Below are 20,846 nucleotides of genomic sequence, written 5' to 3' on the forward strand. Positions count from 1 at the left end.
ATAATAGGTTGGAGGACATGAACTGTAGATCAAAAAGTTCATCTTTTGAAATGAAGAATTATAAAAATTAAAATATAGGGCAACCGTATATGTTTTTTTGTCAAAAATTAATTGCGTTGCCTTTAAGCATTTGACGAAAATAGAAAAGGCAGCACTAAACCAGTCCGCTTGAAACATTTTGTAATAGGACAGACCAATGCTCTACCCCAACATAATGACATATCTATAATTCCTAAACCAGAATCCAAGAGTAAGGATTTAAGATTTTATTGGATCAACCTCTGTAGGCAGAATCCCAAAATGTTCTTTAAAGCATTTTGTAAAATATGAAGGGGTGGAGAACCCAACCTTGTAACAAACCTCACTTATATTAGTGTTTCCATTTTCAATAATTTGTTTGGCCCTTTCGATCCTTATATTTCTCAAAAATTCATTGGCTGTTTGGTTGGTAAGCGCCTTTATTTTTCTATAAAACTGACTCCTGCTCAAATTTAAATGTGATGCTAAAGCTTCTACACTTAAGTCTGGATCATCTATATTTTTATTGATGTAATTCAAAACTTTTTCAATAAAATCCTTATCCAAGGAGCTAGTATTCTTGTTAACTGGCACATCACTGATAACACTGAAATATTTATTAAAAATTAGTTGTCTACTGGTTATTAGTTGGGATAATCGAAGTCTCAACAGCCTAAGATCAAAAGGTTTTACCATATAGGCATCTGCTCCCGTTTCAATCCCTTCCATTCTATCATCTATCCGCGCTTTTGCCGTAAGCATCAATAGAGGTATATGACTGGTCCTCAAATCCCCCTTAATTTTTTTACAAAATTCAAAACCATCCATTTCGGGCATAATAACATCGGTTATAATAATATCGGGGAGAGCCGACTTGGCCAATTCCAATCCCTCCTTGCCATTTTTAGCCAAAAGTATCTTATATTGATTTTTCAGTTCATTCTTTAGGTAACTCCTAAGCTCACCATTATCCTCAACGATCAATAAGGTGTAGGCCGTGGTCGCTTCTTCTGAACCAACCTCCGACACCTCTTCAATTTTGGGTTTTACCAAGTTGACCCGCTCCTTATGGGAATCAGGCTCTTTAATATCCGACAAAATTTCATTCGCTTTAAAATGCCCGGTTCCTTTTGGCAAAATTATCCTAAAGGACGTTCCACTACCAACCTCGCTCTTAACATCAATTTTCCCTTTGTGCAGGTCCACAAAACTTTGGACCACTTCCAAACCAATACCTGTTCCTCCGTAATAGGTCTTATTCAAGTTTTCTACTTGATAAAAGCGCTCAAAAATCTTTTCCGTTTCTTCCTGTTTGAGTCCTGGGCCAGTATCCGAAATAATTAGCTCTACTCCTGGTGTAGGATTTGTTATATCTACCAACGGCAAGGCGTACATTTCATCTTTTGAAAGGAGTTGAATATTAATGGCCCCACCTTCTGGGGTAACCTTAAAAGCGTTGGAAAGGAGATTGAAAATAATTTTCTCCAACATACTCTCGTCCGCCCATATATTTAGATCATCTGCATCCGAATCCAGACTAAGATGTATGTTTTTATCCAATGCTTCCTCCTTGAAATGGCTTATAACCTCCTGAGTTAAATCTATCAAGTTGAGTTCCTTGGCTCTAACCCCAATTTTATTTAACTCCAATTTCCTAAAGTCCAACAACTCGTTAACCAACCTATAAAGTCGATCTGTATTCTTATAAATTATACTGTGCTTTTCCTTTATTCTGGGTGGCAGTGTTAGACTATCATCATTAAGGATATCCTTAAGTGGATTAATTATCAAGGTGAGTGGGGTTCTGAACTCATGAGATATATTAGTGAAAAATTGAAACTTTTTTTCATCTAAATCTTTTTCCTGTAACCTTTTTTCGCGTTCAGAATGTATTATTTGCCTTTCCCTTATCCTAGATTGGGTCATTTTATTTAGAAGATAAACGCCTAAAACAAACAATGCTATATAAGACAGTAAAGCCCAATTTGTTTTCCACCAAGGCGACAAAACGGTAATCTGCAAAGTTAAAGGTGAAGCGTTCCAAACGCCATCATTATTGGCTGCTTTTAATTTAAAGGTATAATTCCCAGGATCTAAGTTGGTATAGGTAGCACTTCTTTTTTTTCCAACATAATTCCATGATTCTTCATAACCCTCCAAATAATAGGCATATTCATTTTTTTCTGGACGGGTGTAGTTTATGCCGGAATATTCAATAGTAAAAACAGATTGACCATGATTCAACACAATACTATCCGTTTCGGAAATCACCTTCTTCAATGGGGAATCTTCTTGTGTAGGCAAGACTTTTTCATTGAATAACCTAAATTCTGACAGATACAAAGAAGTCTCGTTGGTATTGGTAATTATCTGCGAAGGATTAAAATAATTGACCCCCTGATAACTTCCAAAATAAATATTACCCTCATTATCCCTAAAAGTGGAATTGATATTGAAATCGTTGGCAAGGAGACCATCATCTGTGGTGAAATTGCTGAATTCCCCAGTCTTTAGGTCCATTTTTGAAATTCCCGCATTACCCCCTACCCAAATGTTGCCATCCAAACTTTCAATAATACCACACACATTTTCTTCTTCCAGGCCTTTGCGTTTATCGTACCACATAAAAGAATCGGTATTAGGCTGGTAATTACATAGACCTGCTCCTTTAGTCCCTATCCAAATAGTGCGGTCACTACTCTCATAAAGAGACAAAATGTAATTGGAGGCAGAATTATTGGTCGACTCCTGAGACATTCTATCTACCATGGAAACCACGGAAAACTTTTGGCCTGCCTGCTTCGTTATCTTATACAGCCCTTGGGTAGTACCCAACCACAAATTGTCCTGAAAATCCACCAAAACCTTATACCCACTACTACTATTTATTCCTTGATTTGTAAAGGGTTGAGAATTATATTGTTTAAACTGTTTTGTATTTGGGTCGTAGGAATGTAAACCGCTGTGATAAGTCCCGATCCAAACAGTACCTTCCTTATCCTCATCAAAACTCATTACCGTATTGGACCTTAAGCCTCCATGGGTATTACTGGTATTGTAATTAATGAACCTATTAGATCCTTTTTTCAAGAAATAAATTCCACCATCCCAACTTCCTGCCCAAATATTTTCTTTACTATCTATAAAAATGGTCTGTATATAATCACTGCTCAAACCTGAATATTCTTTATTGCTGGCCTTATTTATATGAGTGTAATTATTATTTTTCAAATCCAGAATATCTATTCCACCACCGTCCATTCCTATCCATAGCTTATCCGAGGGATCTTTTACAATTGACGTAACCGAACTAATTTGCAAAGAATTGGGGTTATTGTACAGACTTTCTATGTCTTTAAACTTGTCATATAACTTATCATAGACAGCTACCCCTTTATTGTAATAACCGAGCCATATTTTTTGATCGTTATCCAAGTACAAGGTCCATATAGAATTGGACAGCAGACTTTTTTCATCTTTTTTATTGGTTAAATAATGATTCAATACAACCCCACTATCATTTATATGAAACAAGCCATCGTTTTCCGTCCCACACATCAGCGTACCATCGGGGAGCGCCGTTAAAGTAAAAAAGGGATGGGTTGAAAAAGCGTATTTCTCTATAACCGAAGGTTCACCTATACTAGAATTGCCAATTTTCACCTTATACAAACCATCGTAGAAAGTCCCTACCCAAATATTATTGGCATCATCAACAAGTAAAGATCTTACGGAGACCTCAATGGATTTCGACTCCCCTTTGTTCCAAATACCAAAACGTTCAAGAACCCCAGTTTTATCATCCATTACATATAGACCCCTATTGGTCCCAGCATAAATTTTACCATTGGAATCCGTCTGAATGGCCCTTACCACCAAAAGGTCTGAATCATCCGCTTTGTTGACAGTTACTTTTTCCACCTCAAAATTATCGAGATTCATTTTGAACATTCCAAATCGGAAAGAACCTATAAGCAGGTTACCATCATTATCCTCTTTTAGAGCACTTATAGGCATTATCGGGCCGTCCTGCATATTGGCAGATACTACCGGAATTCTCTTAAACTGGTCCTTTTCGCGATCGTAAAGGTTTAGTCCAACTTCTGTACCTACCCATAATCTATTCCTACTGTCCAAATATGAACAATTAACTTGGCTACTACTTATAGAAGAGGGATCATTAATAATATGCTTGTAGGATTTATAATCTATTCCATCATAGCGGTACAGGCCAGAACCGTTGGTCCCAATCCATATAAAACCATAATCATCCTGTAAAATGGAATAAACCCCTACTTTGGAGACTCCTTCCTTTATATTCACGAAATTTAATTTAGGAACAGCTTTTTGAGACCAGGAATTTGGTATAAAAAGACACAAGACGATAAAAAAAATACAGATTCTTCTAAAATCTATTGACATTGAGTTTAATTTAATTCGGGTGCATGAAAATACGCTTAAAATGGAGATAAAAACTCAAATCCAATAAAAATTCAAATTAACATTATACAAATTGAGGTTAGGAAATATTGCTCAAAAATGAACAAAGTAATTACAAAGGTTTCCCACCCCATAATCAATATATAAGTACCTATAATTTTAAAGATATAGGGACTACTTAAAAATCCACAACTTTTCTTTTGACTAAAATTAGCCTATTTTTATCAAAAATTAGCCCAATGGACATCAAAGACAAATTCTTTGCTCATATAGAGGAAGGATATACCACAAAAGGAGACTTTATTACTATGGGAGCGGCCATGTTAGATGGGGAAACCATAACCAATGCCCACGTAAAAATTCCATTAAAGACCCTTAACAGACATGGTTTGATCGCCGGGGCTACTGGTACTGGGAAGACAAAAACACTACAAATAATAGCCGAAAACTTATCTAACAAAGGTATCCCTGTATTGCTGATGGACCTTAAAGGAGATCTAAGTGGATTGGCACAACCCAGTCCTGGGCATCCAAAAATAGATGAACGTCACACCAAGATAGGTATACCGTTTGCTCCAACGGCTTTTCCAGTGGAAATACTTTCACTTTCCGAGCAAGATGGCGTAAAATTACGTGCAACGGTTTCAGAGTTTGGCCCTGTTCTTTTAAGCCGTATTTTGGACCTTTCCGTAACTCAAGAAGGTATTGTAGCGGTTGTTTTTAAATATTGCGATGACAATAAACTTCCGTTGCTAGATCTAAAAGACTTTAAAAAGGTACTACAATACGCCACTGAAGAGGGTAAAAAGGAATTCTCCGATGCCTATGGCCGAATCTCTACCAGTTCTACCGGAACGATCCTAAGAAAAATAATAGAACTGGAACAGCAAGGTGCGGACCTGTTCTTTGGCGAAAAATCATTTGATGTTGAAGACCTTACTCGCATAGACGAAAATGGTAGGGGCTATATCAATATTCTTCGCTTAACAGATATACAAGACCGGCCTAAATTATTTTCTACTTTTATGCTGAGCCTATTGGCAGAAATTTACGATACTTTTCCTGAACAAGGTGATACTGGTAGACCGGAATTGGTTCTTTTTATAGATGAGGCACACCTCATATTCAACGAGGCCTCAAAAGCGCTTTTAAATCAAATAGAAAGCATTGTAAAATTAATACGTTCCAAAGGAATAGGTATTTATTTTGTTACCCAAAACCCTACCGATGTTCCGGATGCAGTCCTATCCCAATTGGGGCTAAAGGTGCAACATGCTTTACGCGCATTTACAGCAAAAGATAGGAAAGCCATAAAACTTACTGCGGAAAATTATCCCATTTCAGAATATTATGACACCAAAGAAGTATTAACCTCCCTCGGAATAGGTGAGGCCCTAATCTCTGCCTTGGATGAAAAAGGTAGACCAACACCGCTGGCGGCTACAATGTTGAGGGCTCCAATGAGCCGTATGGATATATTAACGGACAAGGAACTAAAAGATGTAATAGACAGCTCAAGATTGGTTAGAAAATATAACGAAACAATAGATCGTGAAAGTGCCTATGAGCTCCTTAACATAAAGATAGAACAGGCAGAAAAGCTGGCAGAAAAAGAAAAAAGTAGTAGCAGTAGGTCTACTCGGTCAACGACCAGAAGAGCCAGCACACGCCAAAATCCGATTATAAAAGTTTTAACTAGTGCTACTTTTATTAGGGGAGTCTTGGGGGTTTTAAAAAAGGTAATGCGCTAATGCATTAATAGGTAACACTTTTAAACAATAAACAATTTAATTAGGAACTTTGTTCTACATACAATGATAAGAAAATCGATTTTTACTGTGGCCTTAACGTCACTACTATTTATTCAATGTAACACCAATACAGATTTTGTAATTGCCAAAGACCAGGTGGGCAAATTGCTTAAATCTAACACCATTGAGGAACTTAAAACCATATTTGCTGCCGATTCCATAGTTAGGGATACCACATTGACCAGAATAGGCTCAGCGGTCAAAAAAATAAATATTTATGAAAAAGGCGGCAAACAATTACTGGCCCTTACTCCCAATACCGATACTATTCCAAAAATTGGAATTCTACGTATTTACGACCCTAGGTATGTAACCGAAAAAGGAGTTGGCCTTAATAGTACGTTTAAAGATATTGAGGACAAGCACTCCATCAAAAAAATTACTTCCGCCCTTAATAATGTGGTCATATTCCTAAATGACTCCGACGCCTATTTTACAATTGCCAAAACAGAACTTCCCAGCAATTTACAATATGGACCAAACACCAATATTGAAGCTGTACAGATTCCTGGTAATGCCAAAATAAAATACATGATGGTAGGCTGGGACTAGCCAAAACTATCCTATGCAAAAATTATTATACCATATACTAGCACTTTCCTATGGTGTTTATTTTAATTCCATAGCTCTTTTTTCCACTATAGATGTGGGACAAAAGGCATTCAATCTTTTTAGTACTCCAAGAAAAGGCAGGATTCTGCCCGACCAGATGGAATATCTACAACAGTTTTTGGGAGAAAAAATATTGGTAAACAACACCAGACTGCAGACATATACATGTTTTGGGGCACAAGAAACCGTCCTATTGTTGCACGGGTGGGAAAGCAATGCCTTTAGGTGGAGGAATCTCATTGAAAAATTACGGGAAAGAGAATTTAATATCATTGCCTTCGATGCTCCAGGACATGGCTATTCGGAAGGAAAAAATCTGAATGTGGTCACCTATGCCGAAAGTGCCAGGCATCTTATAGACATTTACAAGCCAAAATATATAATTGGGCATTCTATGGGCGGACTTGCCACACTCCATAACCAGTATCAAAACCCAAACACTTCCATCGAAAAAATAGTGACCCTTGGGGCTCCGGCCGAATTATCGGAATTAATGGCACATTACCAGAACCTACTCAAGTTCAACAACAAGGTTTTACAAAGTTTGGACCAACACCTTTACGAGCATCACAATTTTAGAATCAAGGATATTTCCACGCCCATGTTTGCCCAATCCATTACCCAAAAAGGGTTGATCATACATGATGAATGGGACAACATTACGCCATTTAGTGCCTCGGAACGACTTCACAAAAACTGGAAAAATAGCAGACTGATAAAAACTAAGGGGCTTGGCCATTCCTTGCACCAAGAAGACCTCAACCTCCAGATTGTAGATTTTTTAAAGTCTTGACATTTGAGGCTATTTCCAGAATTGGACAAATTTACTTCTTTAAAAATGCTTATTTTTAGGAGCAAATACCTGGCCCTAATACTGTTAACATAATACTTTGATCAATGTCAGAAATAACACCCTTCCATATTGCCATACCCGTACATAATTTGGCCGAATGCCGTGCCTTTTATGGGGAAATATTAAATTGTAAAGAAGGAAGAAGCAGTGACCATTGGGTTGATTTTAATCTTTTCGGACACCAATTGGTAATCCATTACAAACCAAAGGGCAAGGACGAAGAATTGCATCTTAATCCTGTAGATGGAAAAGATGTACCAGTACCCCATTACGGAGTAGTACTGCCTTGGGATACCTTTATATCCTTTTCTGAAGAACTTATTGCCAAAGGGGTCAACTTTGTCATAGCTCCTTATATCCGTTTTAAGGGTGAGGTAGGTGAACAAGCGACCATGTTTTTTTTGGATCCCGCAGGAAATGCCCTGGAATTCAAAGCCTTTAAGGATATGGGACAATTATTTGCCAAATAATCGCCCCTCAAATTACTTCATTTTCCTCTTTACATCCGATATCGGTAATCCAATAGAACTTTATAGATTGCTCATAAACTTCATATTGTGCGCCATACTTTCAAAAGGGGTACTAGCATACTCCTCTTGCTCTATAAATATGTATTTTAACCCAGATTCCTTTTTATGGTCAAGCATTTGTACTATATCCAATCCTCCCTTACCAAACTCGGTACTTTCCTTTTTCACCATGTCCATATCCTTCAAATGCCACAACGGAAATCTTCCCTTAAAGCGTTTAAAATAGTCCAAAGGGTCCTTACCTGCCACGACTACCCATCCAAGGTCTAATTCCATATGTACAAGGTCTGGCTGGGTATTATTTAATAAAATATCGTAAAACACCTCTCCGTTCTCGGATTCAAATTCATATTCGTGATTGTGGTACCCAAATTTTATATTTCTAGCCTTACATTCTTCCCCGGCCTTATTAAAAGCCTCCGCAACCGACTTATAATTATCCACTGTTTGCCCTTCAGAAGGCATGGAAGAACAAATCAAATATTCCTGACCGGCCTCAGCAGCTTGATCCATGGTATTCTGCCAATGTTCGTCCAAGGCAACGTGACCACTCCTAAGCGTCATCCCAAGATCACTGCAGACATCTTTCATTTCTTTAGGCTTTAGCCCGTAATAAAGTCCTTTTGTGCTTCTAGCAGATTCAATTTGTTTAATTCCCAAAGCGGCTATCTTTTTTAAAGTTCCAATAGCATCTTCGGTCATTTCCTTACGAAAGGTATACAATTGCACTCCCAAATTCTTCCTTGGGTTCTTAAAAGGCAAGGTAAACGATGGCAGTAAAACCATCCCAGCTGCCAACATACCTGACTGGACTAAAAAATCTTTTCTTGTTGTCATATATTTATTCTTTTTATTACTGCGACCATGAAGTAGGTTTCCTATCCCACCTGTGGCCTTTCAATTCTTGATATAACTCTTGGCACAAGCCTTTACCATCACTTAATGCCGTATTCATTAGAACGTTTCTTTCCTTGCGCATTCCTGGAATAATGGTACTTACCGTCTTGTTCATGGTAATAAATCGTAAAGCCATTTCTGCCATTGTCATTCCATTGGGGACAAGAGGTCTCAATTGATCCGCCTTTTCCGCACTTTGAATTAAATTTTCAGGAACAAAATAAGTCCCTCTCCAATCTCCTTCGGGGAAAGTGGTTTCTTTGGTGATGTTACCTGTTAAGGTCCCCTCATCAAAGGGAACCCTTGCTATTACAGCAATATCCAATGCCTCACAAAGAGGAAATAGGATATCTTCAGGGGCTTGGTCAAAAATATTGTAAATCACCTGTACAGCGTCGAACTTGCCGGTCTTAAGTGCCTTAACACCATTTTCGGGTTCCCATCGGTTTACACTGATACCCATGGCGGCTACCTTTCCAGACGTTTTTAAATCCTCTATCGCCCTTTGCCATTCTTCCCTATCGGACCAACTGTCGTCCCAAGTATGGAATTGCATGAGATCAATTTGTTCAGTGCCTAAATTCTTAAGTGTCCTTTCAGTGTATTCCGAAATATGCGTTTTAGGATAAGATTCTTCCAAACTGTATTCCGGTTTGGCAGGCCATTTAAAATTTTTAGCAGGAATCTTGCTAGCCGTATATATTTTTTTATCGGGATGCCTACGCAACAAATCCCCAAGTAACTTTTCACTATGGCCGTGGCCGTAAGCCCAGGCGGTATCGAAAAAATTAACCCCTTTCTCAACAGCCAAATCCAAAGCTTTTGCTGACAATAGGTCATCGGACTCGGTCCAACCCCCCATGCCCCACATTCCATATCCTACTTCACTAACATCCCAGAGGGTCCTGCCAAATTTTCTTTTAATCATATTTATTCTTTACTTTCTTGCTCCCAGAAATCCCAGATACTAGTTAAGGTGAGTTCGATTTAATATTAAACACAAATTACTTAAGACCAATTGATTAAAGATAATGTATCCGTCTCCTCGAGCACAGTCGAGAGGTTATTGACAATTACAGCTTTAAAATGAGGTCTCTCCCGATAACCATCGAAATGCGCTCGACCGGACAACATTACACTAAACAATTCATTTACAATTAAAAATCAATTGAACTCACGTTAATTATTGCTTAATATTGATGAAAGGCCTCGGAAACAAACCCCAAAACTTCGGGTAGTGATTCCCTCCAATACGTCCAACTGTGACGCCCCTCACGCACCCTATATTCATGCGGTACATCTTTCTTTTTAAAGGCAATATGTACTAAACTATTTCCTTCATAAAGAAAATCGTCATCCCCGCAGTCTATATACCATCTAACGGTCTTCATAGCTTCAACTGATGAAGCTTGAATTAAGGACAATGCATTGTGCTTTTCATGATAAGCGCTAACAATGCTATCTTCATAATTCTCATTATTGTTTTTTAGCCTTTGCTTAAAATCGTCCAAACTTAAAGCCCCGATATAGGCACTTAAAGGACAAGCGGATGAAAACAACTCGGGGCGACGCAATGCGTACATGAAGGACCCACCACCCCCCATGGAAAGACCAGCAATTGCCCTGTATTTTTTTTCGCCCTTAATCCGATACTTTTTTTCCACATAAGGCATTAATTCCTCAAAAAAGAAATCTTCATAACGCCAATCCCCTTTAATGGAATTAAAATAACCCCTGGTGCCCGTATTGGCATCTGGCATTACAATGATCATCGATGTAGCTTTTCCGTCTTTTATGGCATTATCGGTAATCCGCAGTACCTCCCCAAATTGTACCCAGCCCGTTTGATCATCACCAGCACCATGTAGCAAATACAGTACGGGATAGCTCCTATTGGAGGTTTCATAATCAGGCGGCAGATACACTGCAAATTTCCTTTCACCTTTAAGGATTTCGCTCTTCATAGTAAGCGCGTCGAAAACTTTTCCGCTCTGCCCAGTAACGGGCACAACGCAAAATAATACCCATAGCAATAGCACGTGATTTTTCATTTTATAAAAGTTTTCTTTAATATGGCAATAATCAATTAAAGTGTGATTAAACGGAGCCTATCTATTGAAGGCCTGGAATTTCAACAATTTCATTCACGTCCGCATTATAATCCACTCCATCAACCATAAACCCAAACAAATTGAAGAAATCTTTTTCATATCCTTTAAGATCTCCGATTTTTGGTAAGGTCTCCGTGGTGGCCTCCTTCCAAAGTTCAGCCACCCTGGCCTGTACATCATCCCGCATTTCCCAGTCATCTATCCGTATTCTCCCCTGACCATCAACAGGCATATCCTTCACATATAAACGTTCTTGGAACAAGCGTTGAATCTGCTCTATACATCCTTCATGTATTCCTTCCTCCTTCATTACCTTGTACAATAAGGATATATACAATGGAATAACCGGAATGGCAGAACTTGCTTGGGTTACCAGAGCCTTATTTACAGATACATAAGCCTTGCCGTTTAATGATTTTAAACTGTCCGTAACTGTAAAGGCGGTAGATTCTAAATGATCCTTGGCACGACCTATTGTTCCTTTTCTATACACAGCCTCGGTAAGTGATGGGCCTATATAAGAATAGGCTATTGTTGTAAATCCCTCTGAAAGCAATCCTTCCTTTTTTAAGGCATCGATCCACATTTTCCAATCTTCACCGCCCATAACTGCTACCGTATTCTCAATATCATCCCCTTGAGCAGGTTCTATGGACACCTCCGATACAACCCCGGTATGAAAGTCAACAGTTTTATTTTGAAATTTGTCCCCTATTGGTTTCAAGACCGATTTATATTTTACTCCTGTATCCGGATGTGTCCTAACGGGAGAAGCCAAACTATAGATAACCATATCTATTTGTCCTAAATCAGCTTTGATAAGGTCCAAGGTTTGTTTTTTAATTTCATTGGAAAAAGCATCACCGTTAATACTTTTGGCGTAAAGTCCTGCTTTATTTGCTTCTTTTTCAAAAGCGGCACTGTTATACCATCCTGGTGAAGCAGGCCTTCCCTCTGAAGGTGGTTTTTCAAAAAATACTCCAATGGTAGCCGCTTCTGAACCAAAGGCACTTGTAATTCTCGAAGCCAGGCCAAAACCTGTGGAAGCCCCTATTACCAGCACTTTTTTTGCTCCAGCTATGGTTCCTTTAGACTTTACATATTTTATTTGGTCAATAACATTTTGTTCGCATCCCTTAGGATGAGAGGTTAGGCATATAAATCCACGTGTTCTAGGCTCTATTATCATTTCTTAATTTATTTATTGCACTCCCCTTGCTTAGGGCATTTCTAGGTGCATATTATTTACAATTTTCCCAATTATCGAAGATATATAAAAGATTCAAAAGACATAGTTGTAGCGGCCAAAATTGCATCTTTTAATGTCAATTTTAGTAAGATCATCATTATCCTAGGGCAATTGCTTCATTAAAAATCGCTTCACATTCTCGCCCATAATAGCTTTTATCTCTTTTTCCGAAAATCCTTGATTCATTAATTCCTGTACCAAAAAAGGTAGGCCGGTTACATCTATTGGCGTGGTGGCTGCACCATCAAAATCGGAGCCTAGGGCTACATGATCTACACCCACCAAATCCCGTACATATTTCATGGCCTCTACAATGTGTTTAATTTCCCCTTTTATAGCTCCCTTAAAAAACCCTATTCCTATAAGTCCACCTGAGGCAGCGATTCTCTGTATATGGTGGTCAGATATATTACGAGGGCTATCCTTAGTCCCTTTTACTCCAGTGTGGGATACCAATACTGGTTTGGTAGATAGGTCCAAAATATCATCGATCATTTTTGGGGACACATGTGCTACATCAATAATTACCCCCAATTGATTCATCTTATTGATTACCGCCCTGCCAAAATCCGTAAGTCCCTCCCCAGACATACCGTGTGCAGACCCACCAAGTTCATTGTCAAAAAAATGCGTTGGAGCTATCATTCTCACCCCATCGTAATAAAGATTTTGCAGATTTTCCAATTTACCTTCTAGGCAGTGCGCTCCTTCAATTCCCAAAAAACCACCAATAACATCAGGATCTACTTTCCTTAGGTCTATCAAATGTTTCAAATCTTGGCGCGATTTCACCAATATAAACTTGCCGTCATACTTCTTAGGGTATTCACCTAAAGCCCTTGCCTGAAATTCAGCCCGTTTATACAGACTAAACCATTTGTCCGGAAACCGTCCCTGTACAAAATTCAACATTGTAATCTCATCAAATGCATCTGCACTATTCTGATTGAAATTCTGCCCCTTAGGAGATTTGGTAACTATGGTAAAGGCCTGTAAAGCCATTTTAGCTTCCTGCATTCTCGGGAAATCTAAATGGGCATAATCCAGTCGTTTGGTCAAGTCACGATCCCACAAAAGGGCATCGCAATGCAAATCAGCAATGAATTGGAGCGAATTATATAATGCTGTTGCTTCGGCCCCCAACTCTCTTGGGTCGTTGTATTGCACCAGGTTCAACCGCCTATCTAAAATAGGGGATACAATAAGCGTCGCCAAGAAATAAAGGAACAGCACAATGGCCAAAGTATATCTAAGAAATTTTTTCATGCAATTTCGCCACTTTAATTAGCCAAAAAATTAATGAATTAAAAATTAAAAATAGCTATAAACCCTATGGATTTATAAATTGTAGGCATCCTCAGGTATTATTTATAATTTTCTTGTCACTCGTAAACAAGAAACGGTCCTAAAACAAAAGTGAAATTTAAACGTTATTAAAACAAATTGAATTTGGATATTCCTACTAAACTCTGAACTCATGAAAAAAATAAGCTATATAGTAACAGTACTTTTTTGCATCATTGCCATAAGCAGTTGCACCAATGACGAAAATGATGAAAAAATTGATCTTCTAACACCAAACGACAGTACCCAAACTGCACAAGAAGCTCTTGTACCGTCGGCTTAGGGTAGAAAAAAAGTCGATTTAGAAGTTGATATCCTTTCCTAAATCGACCTTTATACTTACTTCTACATTTTTTCCATTAAAATCTTTTTGAAGCCACATATTGGAGGCCCTTCATTCTATTTAAAGGTTATAGTAAAAGTAACTCCATTATTTACTTCGCTTTCTACGGCAATAGTACCCCCCAGGTTATTAATATGACTATATACCAAATAGAGTCCAACTCCTTTACTATCGCCATTATGATGAAACTTTTGATTAAGACCAAAAATTTTATCTCCAAATTTCTCCATGTCAAATCCTAGGCCATTATCGGTATAAACCAACTGCTTCTTGCCCTCTGAAATACGCGATGTAATAGAAATAACAGGCGAAACATCCGGTCTGGCATATTTTATGGAATTGGTCAGCAGATTTAGGAAAATACTTTCCATATAACTAACATTGTGCTGTACACCACGCAAGCCTGAGAAATCAACATTGAAGGTTACATTGGCATTGTTCAATAAGGAACTGATGGAAAGTTTAACCTGTTGTAGAACCATCTTAAAATCCACTTCCTCCAATTCTAACTCCGAGACATCTTTCTTGCTCAATAAGTCCACATATTTATTAAGCGACTTATTGAGACCCTCAGTGGCCCTCCTCATATAATCCAAAGTTTCCAAAATTTCAGGATCGTCAATTTTATCGATATCCAGAAATCCGAAAATGGACAATAAATTGTTTACGGGTGACCTTAGATCATGTGAGGTGGTATAATTGAGTTGTTTTAATTCTTGGTTTTTATCAACAAGGCTTATAAGATGTTCTATACGCTCTTTTTCCAAACTCTTTTTGTGGGTAATATTTTTGGCAATAGCATAAACCAAATTTTCATCCTCCAAAGGAATTGAAGTCCAATGTAACCAAATTATATCTCCCGATTTAGTAACGTACCTGTTTTCATAATTGACCAAGGGCACGTTATTTTTTAAATTATCCCGGTATCTGGCCGTCATGTCCCTATCTTCCGGATGAATGAACTCCCGTATTTTTCTGGAAAACAACTCTTCCTCAGAATAGCCCAATAGTTGGATCAAAGCTGGGTTTACTCTTTTAAAATACCCGTCAAAACCAGCTATACATAGCAGGTCCATAGATAGGTTAAAAAACGGTTCAAGGCTAAGATTTTTGGTATTCTGCATAATACTTTTTAGCATTGTTGAAATATACGGTTTTTAATTAAAAACTAAATACAAACACTTTGATCGACCATAATCAGTTCTCTCACACCTAAGAAGAACCATCCGATCCTTGATTTTTGGGAATTGTAGATAAAGACATCAATAAAACAAAAAACCGCAAACCATATGAATTGCGGTCTTATCAATTATTTTTGGCTTCTATGCCTTTCCCTTGCCAACAATGTGTTTTTTAACAACATGGCAATCGTCATTGGCCCAACACCTCCGGGGACCGGAGTAATAAAAGAAGCCTTTTTGCTCACATTTTCAAAATCGACATCACCAGTAATATAATAACCTCTTTCTTTGGTTTCATCAGGGACACGCGTAATTCCAACATCGATAATTACGGCATCGTCCTTAACCATTTCTGCCTTTAAAAAATTAGGAACCCCCAATGCAGAAATAACAATGTCCGCTTGCGAAATTATTTGGGTAATATTTTTGGTATGGCTATGTGTCAAGGTTACTGTAGAATTACCCGGCCAGCCTTTTCTTCCCATAAGAATACTCATAGGCCTGCCCACAATATGGCTACGTCCAATAACTACGGTGTGCTTTCCCTTAGTCTCTACCTTATATCTTTCAAGGAGTTCTAAAATTCCAAAAGGAGTTGCTGGAATAAAAGTACTCATATCCAAGGCCATCTTTCCAAAATTGGTAGGATGAAATCCGTCCACGTCCTTATCTGGATCCACTGCCAGCAAAACGCGCTGGGTATTGATCTGCTCCGGCAATGGCAATTGAACTATAAATCCGTCTATATCTTCATTTTGATTGAGCTCCTGAATCTTGTTCAATAACTCTTGTTCGGAAGTTGTGCTGGGCAACTGCACCAAGGTAGATTCGAAACCTACTCTCTCACAGGACCTTACCTTACTACCAACATAAGTAAGACTTGCCCCATCGTTTCCAACGATTACCGCTGCCAAATGTGGCACCTTTTCTCCACGTTCCCTCATTTTAGCTACCTCTGCAGCTATTTCCTCCTTTATTTGATTCGATACTTTTTTACCGTCTAGTAATTCCATTCATTTAAAGTTTAATGTTCAAGGTTGTTGTTTGTTGAATTTTGAGCCCTTGTATTCTGACCGGGACAGGTAATTCATAAAGGAACTAATTTTTTTACTTTCCAAAAGAACCATTTCGTAAAGAACCTCGAAAGAGGCATGGTCTATATGATTTCTATCCAGTACTCTATAAAGCTGGGGATGTAGTTCACCACACGAAGCCTTTTCTATACTCAAAAATTGAATGAATTCCCGATTACCATTGCGCTCAAACCCTTCTGAAATATTATCCATAATTGATCCAGAACTTTTATCCATCTGATTCCGAAGAGCATAACTATTGCCCAAGGTGGTGGTTTCAAAAATTTGATGTACTTTATTGCATATCTCCCGAGCCATCTGCCATATTTCCAAATCTTCAAACCTTTCAATCTTTGCCATTAGGACATCTCTTTTACACCTTGAACATTGAACCTTGAACCTTGAATAATATTATTTCATCCCTTTCATGGCACCCATCATTTGCATCATTTTTTTACCTCCTCCACCTTGCATCATTTTCATCATCTTACTCATTTGATCAAATTGCTTTAGCAATTGATTTATCTCCTGAATGCTGGTACCACTACCTGTAGCTATTCGCTTTTTGCGACTCGCATTTAATTTTGCAGGTGTAGAACGTTCATCGGGCGTCATAGAATGTATAATGGCCTCTATGTGCTTAAAGGCATCGTCATCTACATCCAACCCTTTTAATGCCTTTCCCGCACCTGGGATCATTCCCATAAGATCTTTAAGACTACCCATCTTTTTTATCTGCTGGATCTGACTTAAAAAATCGTCGAAACCAAACTTGTTCTTGGCTATCTTTTTTTGAATTTTTCTGGCTTCCTCTTCATCAAACTGCTCTTGGGCCCTTTCCACCAATGACACTACATCTCCCATCCCAAGGATTCTCTCGGCCATACGGGAAGGATAAAAGACATCTATGGCATCCATCTTTTCTCCGGTACCGATAAATTTAATGGGCTTATTAACAACCGACTTAATGGAAATTGCAGCTCCACCACGGGTATCACCATCCAATTTCGTCAGTATAACACCATCAAAGTTAAGTACATCGTTAAACGCTTTGGCCGTATTAACGGCATCCTGACCAGTCATAGAGTCGACCACAAATAGTGTTTCCTGAGGCTGTATCGCTTTACGAATGTTGGCAATTTCATTCATCATTTGCTCATCCACTGCCAAACGACCTGCCGTATCTACAATAACAACATTAAAACCGTTGGCCTTGGCATGTGCAATACCGGCCTTGGATATGGATACTGGGTCATTATTGCCCCGATCTGAGAAAACTTCTACCCCGATCTGCTCACCAACCACATGAAGTTGATCTATAGCCGCTGGCCTATAAACGTCACAGGCTACCAACAATGGTTTCTTATTCTTTTTTGTTTGAAGATAATTGGCCAGTTTTCCAGAAAAGGTAGTTTTACCTGAACCTTGCAAACCAGACATTAGGATAACGGAAGGTGTTCCTGACAGATTGATGCCTTCGGCGTCACCACCCATAAGCTCTGTAAGTTCATCCTTTACCAGTTTAACCATAAGTTGGCCCGGCTGAAGCGATGTCAATACATCTTGGCCCAATGCCTTTTCCTTTACCTTGTTGGTAAACTCTTTGGCTATTTTAAAGTTGACATCCGCATCCAAAAGTGCTCTACGCACTTCCTTTAAGGTTTCCGCAACATTGATCTCCGTAATTTGTCCATGTCCCTTTAGAACATGTAACGCCTTATCTAACTTTTCACTTAAATTGTCGAACATAGTCTTACTGTATTATCAAGAAAGGGCAAATTTAAGAATAACTGCCGTAAGTCTGAAGCCAGACGTGAAAAATATAAACGCAAAAAAAAGGGCAGCTTCTTAAAGAAGCCACCCTTTTCCAAAAATTGGGGCAAAATTTTTATTTCTTTTCGAAGACCAAGATTTCCGTGGTGTTATCTCCGCTAATATTTTTCAGCTCAATTCGGCTATTGGTTATGGAGACAATTTTCCAATCGTCCATTAAACCCCGCATAGCTTCCACTAGGCCAAAATTAAGATAGCATTTCAATTCACCTTCGCTATCCCTGATTATTCTCCAAAGTCCTGGGTAGGTTGGTCCAGTTACCCCTGCTGTAACATTAACAGCAAGTTCTGCTTGAAATGCAAAGGTAAATGCGGCATAATTCTGGGTTTCATCGTTGTCACCATCCATATACTTTGCCACCATCCATTCGCCACCCATAAGAATATTCCTTATCTCGGGAACATCTCCGTCGTTGGCATTGTTATCACAAACCCTTTCCAAGATAAGTTCATAGTTGTCATCTTCAATATTAAACTTTAAACGTTTGTCCCTAAGATCGGACAACAACCATTCAAAACTCACTCCAGGCTCATCACCCATGGTAATTGCCATCACCAAACGTCCTTGTGCATTGGTTGTAATAGCCCATTGTCCTTCAGAAATATTGGATTCGTTGCTTAAAGTAACCACTCCTTCTGCATGAAAATTAAATTCATATCCTAAAAGTCGATCAACCTCTTCGTTATTAAGCTTCACCTTTTTAATGACCCAGCTACACTCTTTCAATATTTCCCTTAAGGTATCCGGTGTATTATCTACTATATCACATGCCTTTTTCATTATTATTCTCTCTCCTTCACCGGCATAAAATTTTATTTTACCATTATCCAAGTCATACACAAACCATTCCAAAGTAAAATCGGCCAATGCTTCAAATTCAAGTTTGAACAATACTCTGTGCTCAGCTATCCTGGTGCTCCATGTACCTATAATACTATTGCCTATCCTATCTTTCATTACAACCTTACCGTCTTCTGTAAAATTCATTACATAATCATAGTAGTAATCGGAGTTTTCCAAATTAGGTCTAAACACTTCTCGAACCAACCAGGGACAAGCAACAAGATATTCTTCCAAACGCTCTTGTGTAAAGTCATTATCATGAAAATCATTATCATCATCCTCATCACATTCACTCTTTGCAGTTTCAATGGCGTGGGCCAATTCCGCATTATTGCTTACACTAATTTTAGTGTCATCATATAATTCCAATGTAATAGGGAAATCAAAACTAAGTAGATCGTCATCACCACGCTCAGCGAAATATCGTCTTAGTTGCATATCATTCTGTACAGTTACATTCCCTGTTTGTTGAAGATTAATATCAAAGGAATAAACCACAATTGGATACACAAAATCGATACATTCAATATCATCGTCATCCCCACCTTCAAGACACTCCTTGGCTCTCTCGCGTAGTTCTTCTTTATTATTTATCTTAACTTCAGTATAATCTGACAAGGTTATATGAATAGGAAATACAATATCCACAACATCATCATCAATCTCCACTTCATCAAAAAGTTTCCTGATCAACTTTAAATCCTCCACGGCATCTATATTAATTTCTAAACCATGAACATTTACTACATAAGGAAAGTTAATAGCAAAACAACTGGCTTCATCCACAATATTATCATAAGAACCATCTTTGGAAGAAGTTCTTTGTATTAATTGTCCAGTACTAGAACTTGCCATAATGGCTTCCTGGTTATCCTCACCAGGTAATTCTTCAAACTCTTCTTGACAAGAGGTGAAATTTAATGCCACCAGAAGTAGGCTCCCGTACATTAAATATGACATAAACTTTTTCATAACGATTTGGTTTTTATTTGTTCGTATATATCTAAAACAACTCACTTTTAAAATACCCTACCCCATATTTCGTTTTTTTTAAAATATCTTTGAAAAAATAAAAAACAAGAAGGATTGAAAGCTATCAAAGAAGAACATGTATGCGAGGATGAAGTTTACGCTTCAATCTTCAGCACCCATTCCAAAACGGTTTTTAATTACATATATTATAAGTTCGGTAACGAAGAGAAAGCGTATGACGTTGTACAGGAGGCATTTATAAAATTATGGGAGAACTGTTCCAAGGTTGCTCCAGAAAAGGCAAAGTCCTACGTTTATACCATTGCCAACAATTTATACCTAAATGTTATAAAGGCTGAAAAAGTTAGATTAAAATACGCCCCGGAAACCAATGCCGTGGTGCATGAATCGCCTGACTTTATTTTGGAAGAACAGGAATATAAAGAAAAATTGGAACGGGTGCTTCAGGCCTTGCCCGAAAACCAGCGTACTACATTTTTACTAAATAGGATCGATGGAAAGAAATATGCTGAAATCGCCGATATGGAAGGGGTAAGTGTAAAAGCTATCGAAAAAAGGATGCACTTGGCCTTAAAAACGCTAAGAGATCAAATTGAAGGGATATAAAAAATATCACCGTAATTTACTAAAAACAATAAACCCTTTTAAGGGCTTATAAAAACTATTAATAAATAAGGTAGGGTATTTTACTTCCTAATTGTTATACTTATATAA

At 38.2% G+C, this 20,846-nt stretch carries 17 protein-coding genes; 6 read left to right on the forward strand and 11 right to left on the reverse strand.

Features of this window, described 5'->3' with window-relative positions; all coding sequences use genetic code 11:
* Nucleotides 1–258: 258 nt before the first annotated feature.
* Nucleotides 259–4,341 (reverse strand): hybrid sensor histidine kinase/response regulator transcription factor, encoded by a 4,083-nt coding sequence (locus CWD90_RS02545; protein WP_239986441.1) that lies wholly within the window; start codon nucleotides 4,339–4,341, stop codon nucleotides 259–261.
* A 356-nt stretch (nucleotides 4,342–4,697) separates the two neighbouring features.
* Here CWD90_RS02545 and CWD90_RS02550 point away from each other — a divergent pair, with 356 nt between their 5' ends.
* The 4 genes from CWD90_RS02550 (at nucleotide 4,698) to CWD90_RS22950 (ending at nucleotide 8,204) form a co-directional block, all read left to right on the forward strand.
* The gene (locus CWD90_RS02550) at nucleotides 4,698–6,209 is read left to right on the forward strand and encodes a helicase HerA-like domain-containing protein (protein WP_103474367.1); all 1,512 of its coding nucleotides are present in this window, start codon (nucleotides 4,698–4,700) and stop codon (nucleotides 6,207–6,209) included.
* 63 nt (nucleotides 6,210–6,272) lie between these two features.
* Nucleotides 6,273–6,821: a hypothetical protein gene (locus CWD90_RS02555; RefSeq protein WP_103474368.1), complete on the forward strand. Its 549-nt coding sequence runs from the start codon at nucleotides 6,273–6,275 to the stop codon at nucleotides 6,819–6,821.
* 13 nt (nucleotides 6,822–6,834) lie between these two features.
* Nucleotides 6,835–7,674: an alpha/beta fold hydrolase gene (locus CWD90_RS02560; protein WP_103474369.1), complete on the forward strand. Its 840-nt coding sequence runs from the start codon at nucleotides 6,835–6,837 to the stop codon at nucleotides 7,672–7,674.
* 104 nt (nucleotides 7,675–7,778) lie between these two features.
* Nucleotides 7,779–8,204, forward strand: a complete 426-nt coding sequence (locus CWD90_RS22950) for a VOC family protein (protein ID WP_157941147.1) — start codon at nucleotides 7,779–7,781, stop codon at nucleotides 8,202–8,204.
* Between the two features lie 60 nt (nucleotides 8,205–8,264).
* On the opposite strand, the gene CWD90_RS02565 is transcribed toward CWD90_RS22950, so the two are convergent.
* The 5 genes from CWD90_RS02565 to CWD90_RS02585 all read right to left on the reverse strand — a co-directional run bounded on the left by CWD90_RS02565 (nucleotide 8,265) and on the right by CWD90_RS02585 (nucleotide 13,787).
* Nucleotides 8,265–9,101 (reverse strand): sugar phosphate isomerase/epimerase family protein, encoded by an 837-nt coding sequence (locus CWD90_RS02565; protein WP_103474370.1) that lies wholly within the window; start codon nucleotides 9,099–9,101, stop codon nucleotides 8,265–8,267.
* A 16-nt stretch (nucleotides 9,102–9,117) separates the two neighbouring features.
* Nucleotides 9,118–10,089 carry an aldo/keto reductase gene (locus CWD90_RS02570; protein WP_103474371.1) on the reverse strand — a complete coding sequence of 324 codons (972 nt, stop codon included), beginning with the start codon at nucleotides 10,087–10,089 and terminating at the stop codon, nucleotides 9,118–9,120.
* Nucleotides 10,090–10,351: 262 nt separating this feature from the next.
* Complete coding sequence (locus CWD90_RS02575) at nucleotides 10,352–11,212, reverse strand: alpha/beta hydrolase (protein WP_192877979.1); 861 nt, start codon at nucleotides 11,210–11,212, stop codon at nucleotides 10,352–10,354.
* 61 nt (nucleotides 11,213–11,273) lie between these two features.
* Complete coding sequence (fabV, locus tag CWD90_RS02580; RefSeq protein WP_103474372.1) at nucleotides 11,274–12,461, reverse strand: enoyl-ACP reductase FabV; 1,188 nt, start codon at nucleotides 12,459–12,461, stop codon at nucleotides 11,274–11,276.
* A gap of 162 nt (nucleotides 12,462–12,623) precedes the next feature.
* Entirely contained in the window at nucleotides 12,624–13,787 is a 1,164-nt protein-coding gene (locus tag CWD90_RS02585) for a dipeptidase (protein WP_103474373.1), read from the reverse strand.
* Nucleotides 13,788–13,998: 211 nt separating this feature from the next.
* Between CWD90_RS02585 and CWD90_RS22955 the strand changes: the two genes are divergently transcribed.
* A complete protein-coding gene (locus CWD90_RS22955) occupies nucleotides 13,999–14,148 on the forward strand; it encodes a hypothetical protein (protein WP_157941148.1) in 150 nt (49 codons plus the stop codon).
* Between the two features lie 116 nt (nucleotides 14,149–14,264).
* On the opposite strand, the gene CWD90_RS02590 is transcribed toward CWD90_RS22955, so the two are convergent.
* The 5 genes from CWD90_RS02590 to CWD90_RS02610 form a co-directional block, all read right to left on the reverse strand.
* Nucleotides 14,265–15,332 carry a sensor histidine kinase gene (locus tag CWD90_RS02590; RefSeq protein WP_103474576.1) on the reverse strand — a complete coding sequence of 356 codons (1,068 nt, stop codon included), beginning with the start codon at nucleotides 15,330–15,332 and terminating at the stop codon, nucleotides 14,265–14,267.
* A gap of 185 nt (nucleotides 15,333–15,517) precedes the next feature.
* Nucleotides 15,518–16,402 carry a bifunctional 5,10-methylenetetrahydrofolate dehydrogenase/5,10-methenyltetrahydrofolate cyclohydrolase gene (locus CWD90_RS02595; protein WP_103474374.1) on the reverse strand — a complete coding sequence of 295 codons (885 nt, stop codon included), beginning with the start codon at nucleotides 16,400–16,402 and terminating at the stop codon, nucleotides 15,518–15,520.
* Between the two features lie 18 nt (nucleotides 16,403–16,420).
* A complete protein-coding gene (locus CWD90_RS02600) occupies nucleotides 16,421–16,822 on the reverse strand; it encodes a four helix bundle protein (protein ID WP_103474375.1) in 402 nt (133 codons plus the stop codon).
* A gap of 51 nt (nucleotides 16,823–16,873) precedes the next feature.
* A complete protein-coding gene (gene ffh / locus CWD90_RS02605; RefSeq protein WP_103474376.1) occupies nucleotides 16,874–18,211 on the reverse strand; it encodes a signal recognition particle protein in 1,338 nt (445 codons plus the stop codon).
* 139 nt (nucleotides 18,212–18,350) lie between these two features.
* Complete coding sequence (locus CWD90_RS02610; protein WP_103474377.1) at nucleotides 18,351–20,111, reverse strand: hypothetical protein; 1,761 nt, start codon at nucleotides 20,109–20,111, stop codon at nucleotides 18,351–18,353.
* Nucleotides 20,112–20,225: 114 nt separating this feature from the next.
* Between CWD90_RS02610 and CWD90_RS02615 the strand changes: the two genes are divergently transcribed.
* Nucleotides 20,226–20,738: an RNA polymerase sigma factor gene (locus tag CWD90_RS02615; protein WP_103474378.1), complete on the forward strand. Its 513-nt coding sequence runs from the start codon at nucleotides 20,226–20,228 to the stop codon at nucleotides 20,736–20,738.
* The last annotated feature ends 108 nt before the right edge of the window (nucleotides 20,739–20,846 follow it).

The sequence above is a fragment of the Arenibacter catalasegens genome, assembly GCF_002909235.1.
In the GTDB taxonomy this organism is placed as follows: domain Bacteria; phylum Bacteroidota; class Bacteroidia; order Flavobacteriales; family Flavobacteriaceae; genus Arenibacter; species Arenibacter catalasegens.

Bases quoted from the DNA above. Each gene is read 5' to 3' on its own strand.
- CWD90_RS02550 (WP_103474367.1), top strand. From the start codon at position 4,698: ATGGACATCAAAGACAAATTCTTTGCTCATATAGAGGAAGGATATACC.
- CWD90_RS02555 (WP_103474368.1), top strand. From the start codon at position 6,273: ATGATAAGAAAATCGATTTTTACTGTGGCCTTAACGTCACTACTATTT.
- CWD90_RS02560 (WP_103474369.1), top strand. From the start codon at position 6,835: ATGCAAAAATTATTATACCATATACTAGCACTTTCCTATGGTGTTTAT.
- CWD90_RS22950 (WP_157941147.1), top strand. From the start codon at position 7,779: ATGTCAGAAATAACACCCTTCCATATTGCCATACCCGTACATAATTTG.
- CWD90_RS02565 (WP_103474370.1), bottom strand. From the start codon at position 9,101: ATGACAACAAGAAAAGATTTTTTAGTCCAGTCAGGTATGTTGGCAGCT.
- CWD90_RS02570 (WP_103474371.1), bottom strand. From the start codon at position 10,089: ATGATTAAAAGAAAATTTGGCAGGACCCTCTGGGATGTTAGTGAAGTA.
- CWD90_RS02575 (WP_192877979.1), bottom strand. From the start codon at position 11,212: ATGAAAAATCACGTGCTATTGCTATGGGTATTATTTTGCGTTGTGCCC.
- fabV (WP_103474372.1), bottom strand. From the start codon at position 12,461: ATGATAATAGAGCCTAGAACACGTGGATTTATATGCCTAACCTCTCAT.
- CWD90_RS02585 (WP_103474373.1), bottom strand. From the start codon at position 13,787: ATGAAAAAATTTCTTAGATATACTTTGGCCATTGTGCTGTTCCTTTAT.
- CWD90_RS22955 (WP_157941148.1), top strand. From the start codon at position 13,999: ATGAAAAAAATAAGCTATATAGTAACAGTACTTTTTTGCATCATTGCC.
- CWD90_RS02590 (WP_103474576.1), bottom strand. From the start codon at position 15,332: ATGCAGAATACCAAAAATCTTAGCCTTGAACCGTTTTTTAACCTATCT.
- CWD90_RS02595 (WP_103474374.1), bottom strand. From the start codon at position 16,402: ATGGAATTACTAGACGGTAAAAAAGTATCGAATCAAATAAAGGAGGAA.
- CWD90_RS02600 (WP_103474375.1), bottom strand. From the start codon at position 16,822: ATGGCAAAGATTGAAAGGTTTGAAGATTTGGAAATATGGCAGATGGCT.
- ffh (WP_103474376.1), bottom strand. From the start codon at position 18,211: ATGTTCGACAATTTAAGTGAAAAGTTAGATAAGGCGTTACATGTTCTA.
- CWD90_RS02610 (WP_103474377.1), bottom strand. From the start codon at position 20,111: ATGAAAAAGTTTATGTCATATTTAATGTACGGGAGCCTACTTCTGGTG.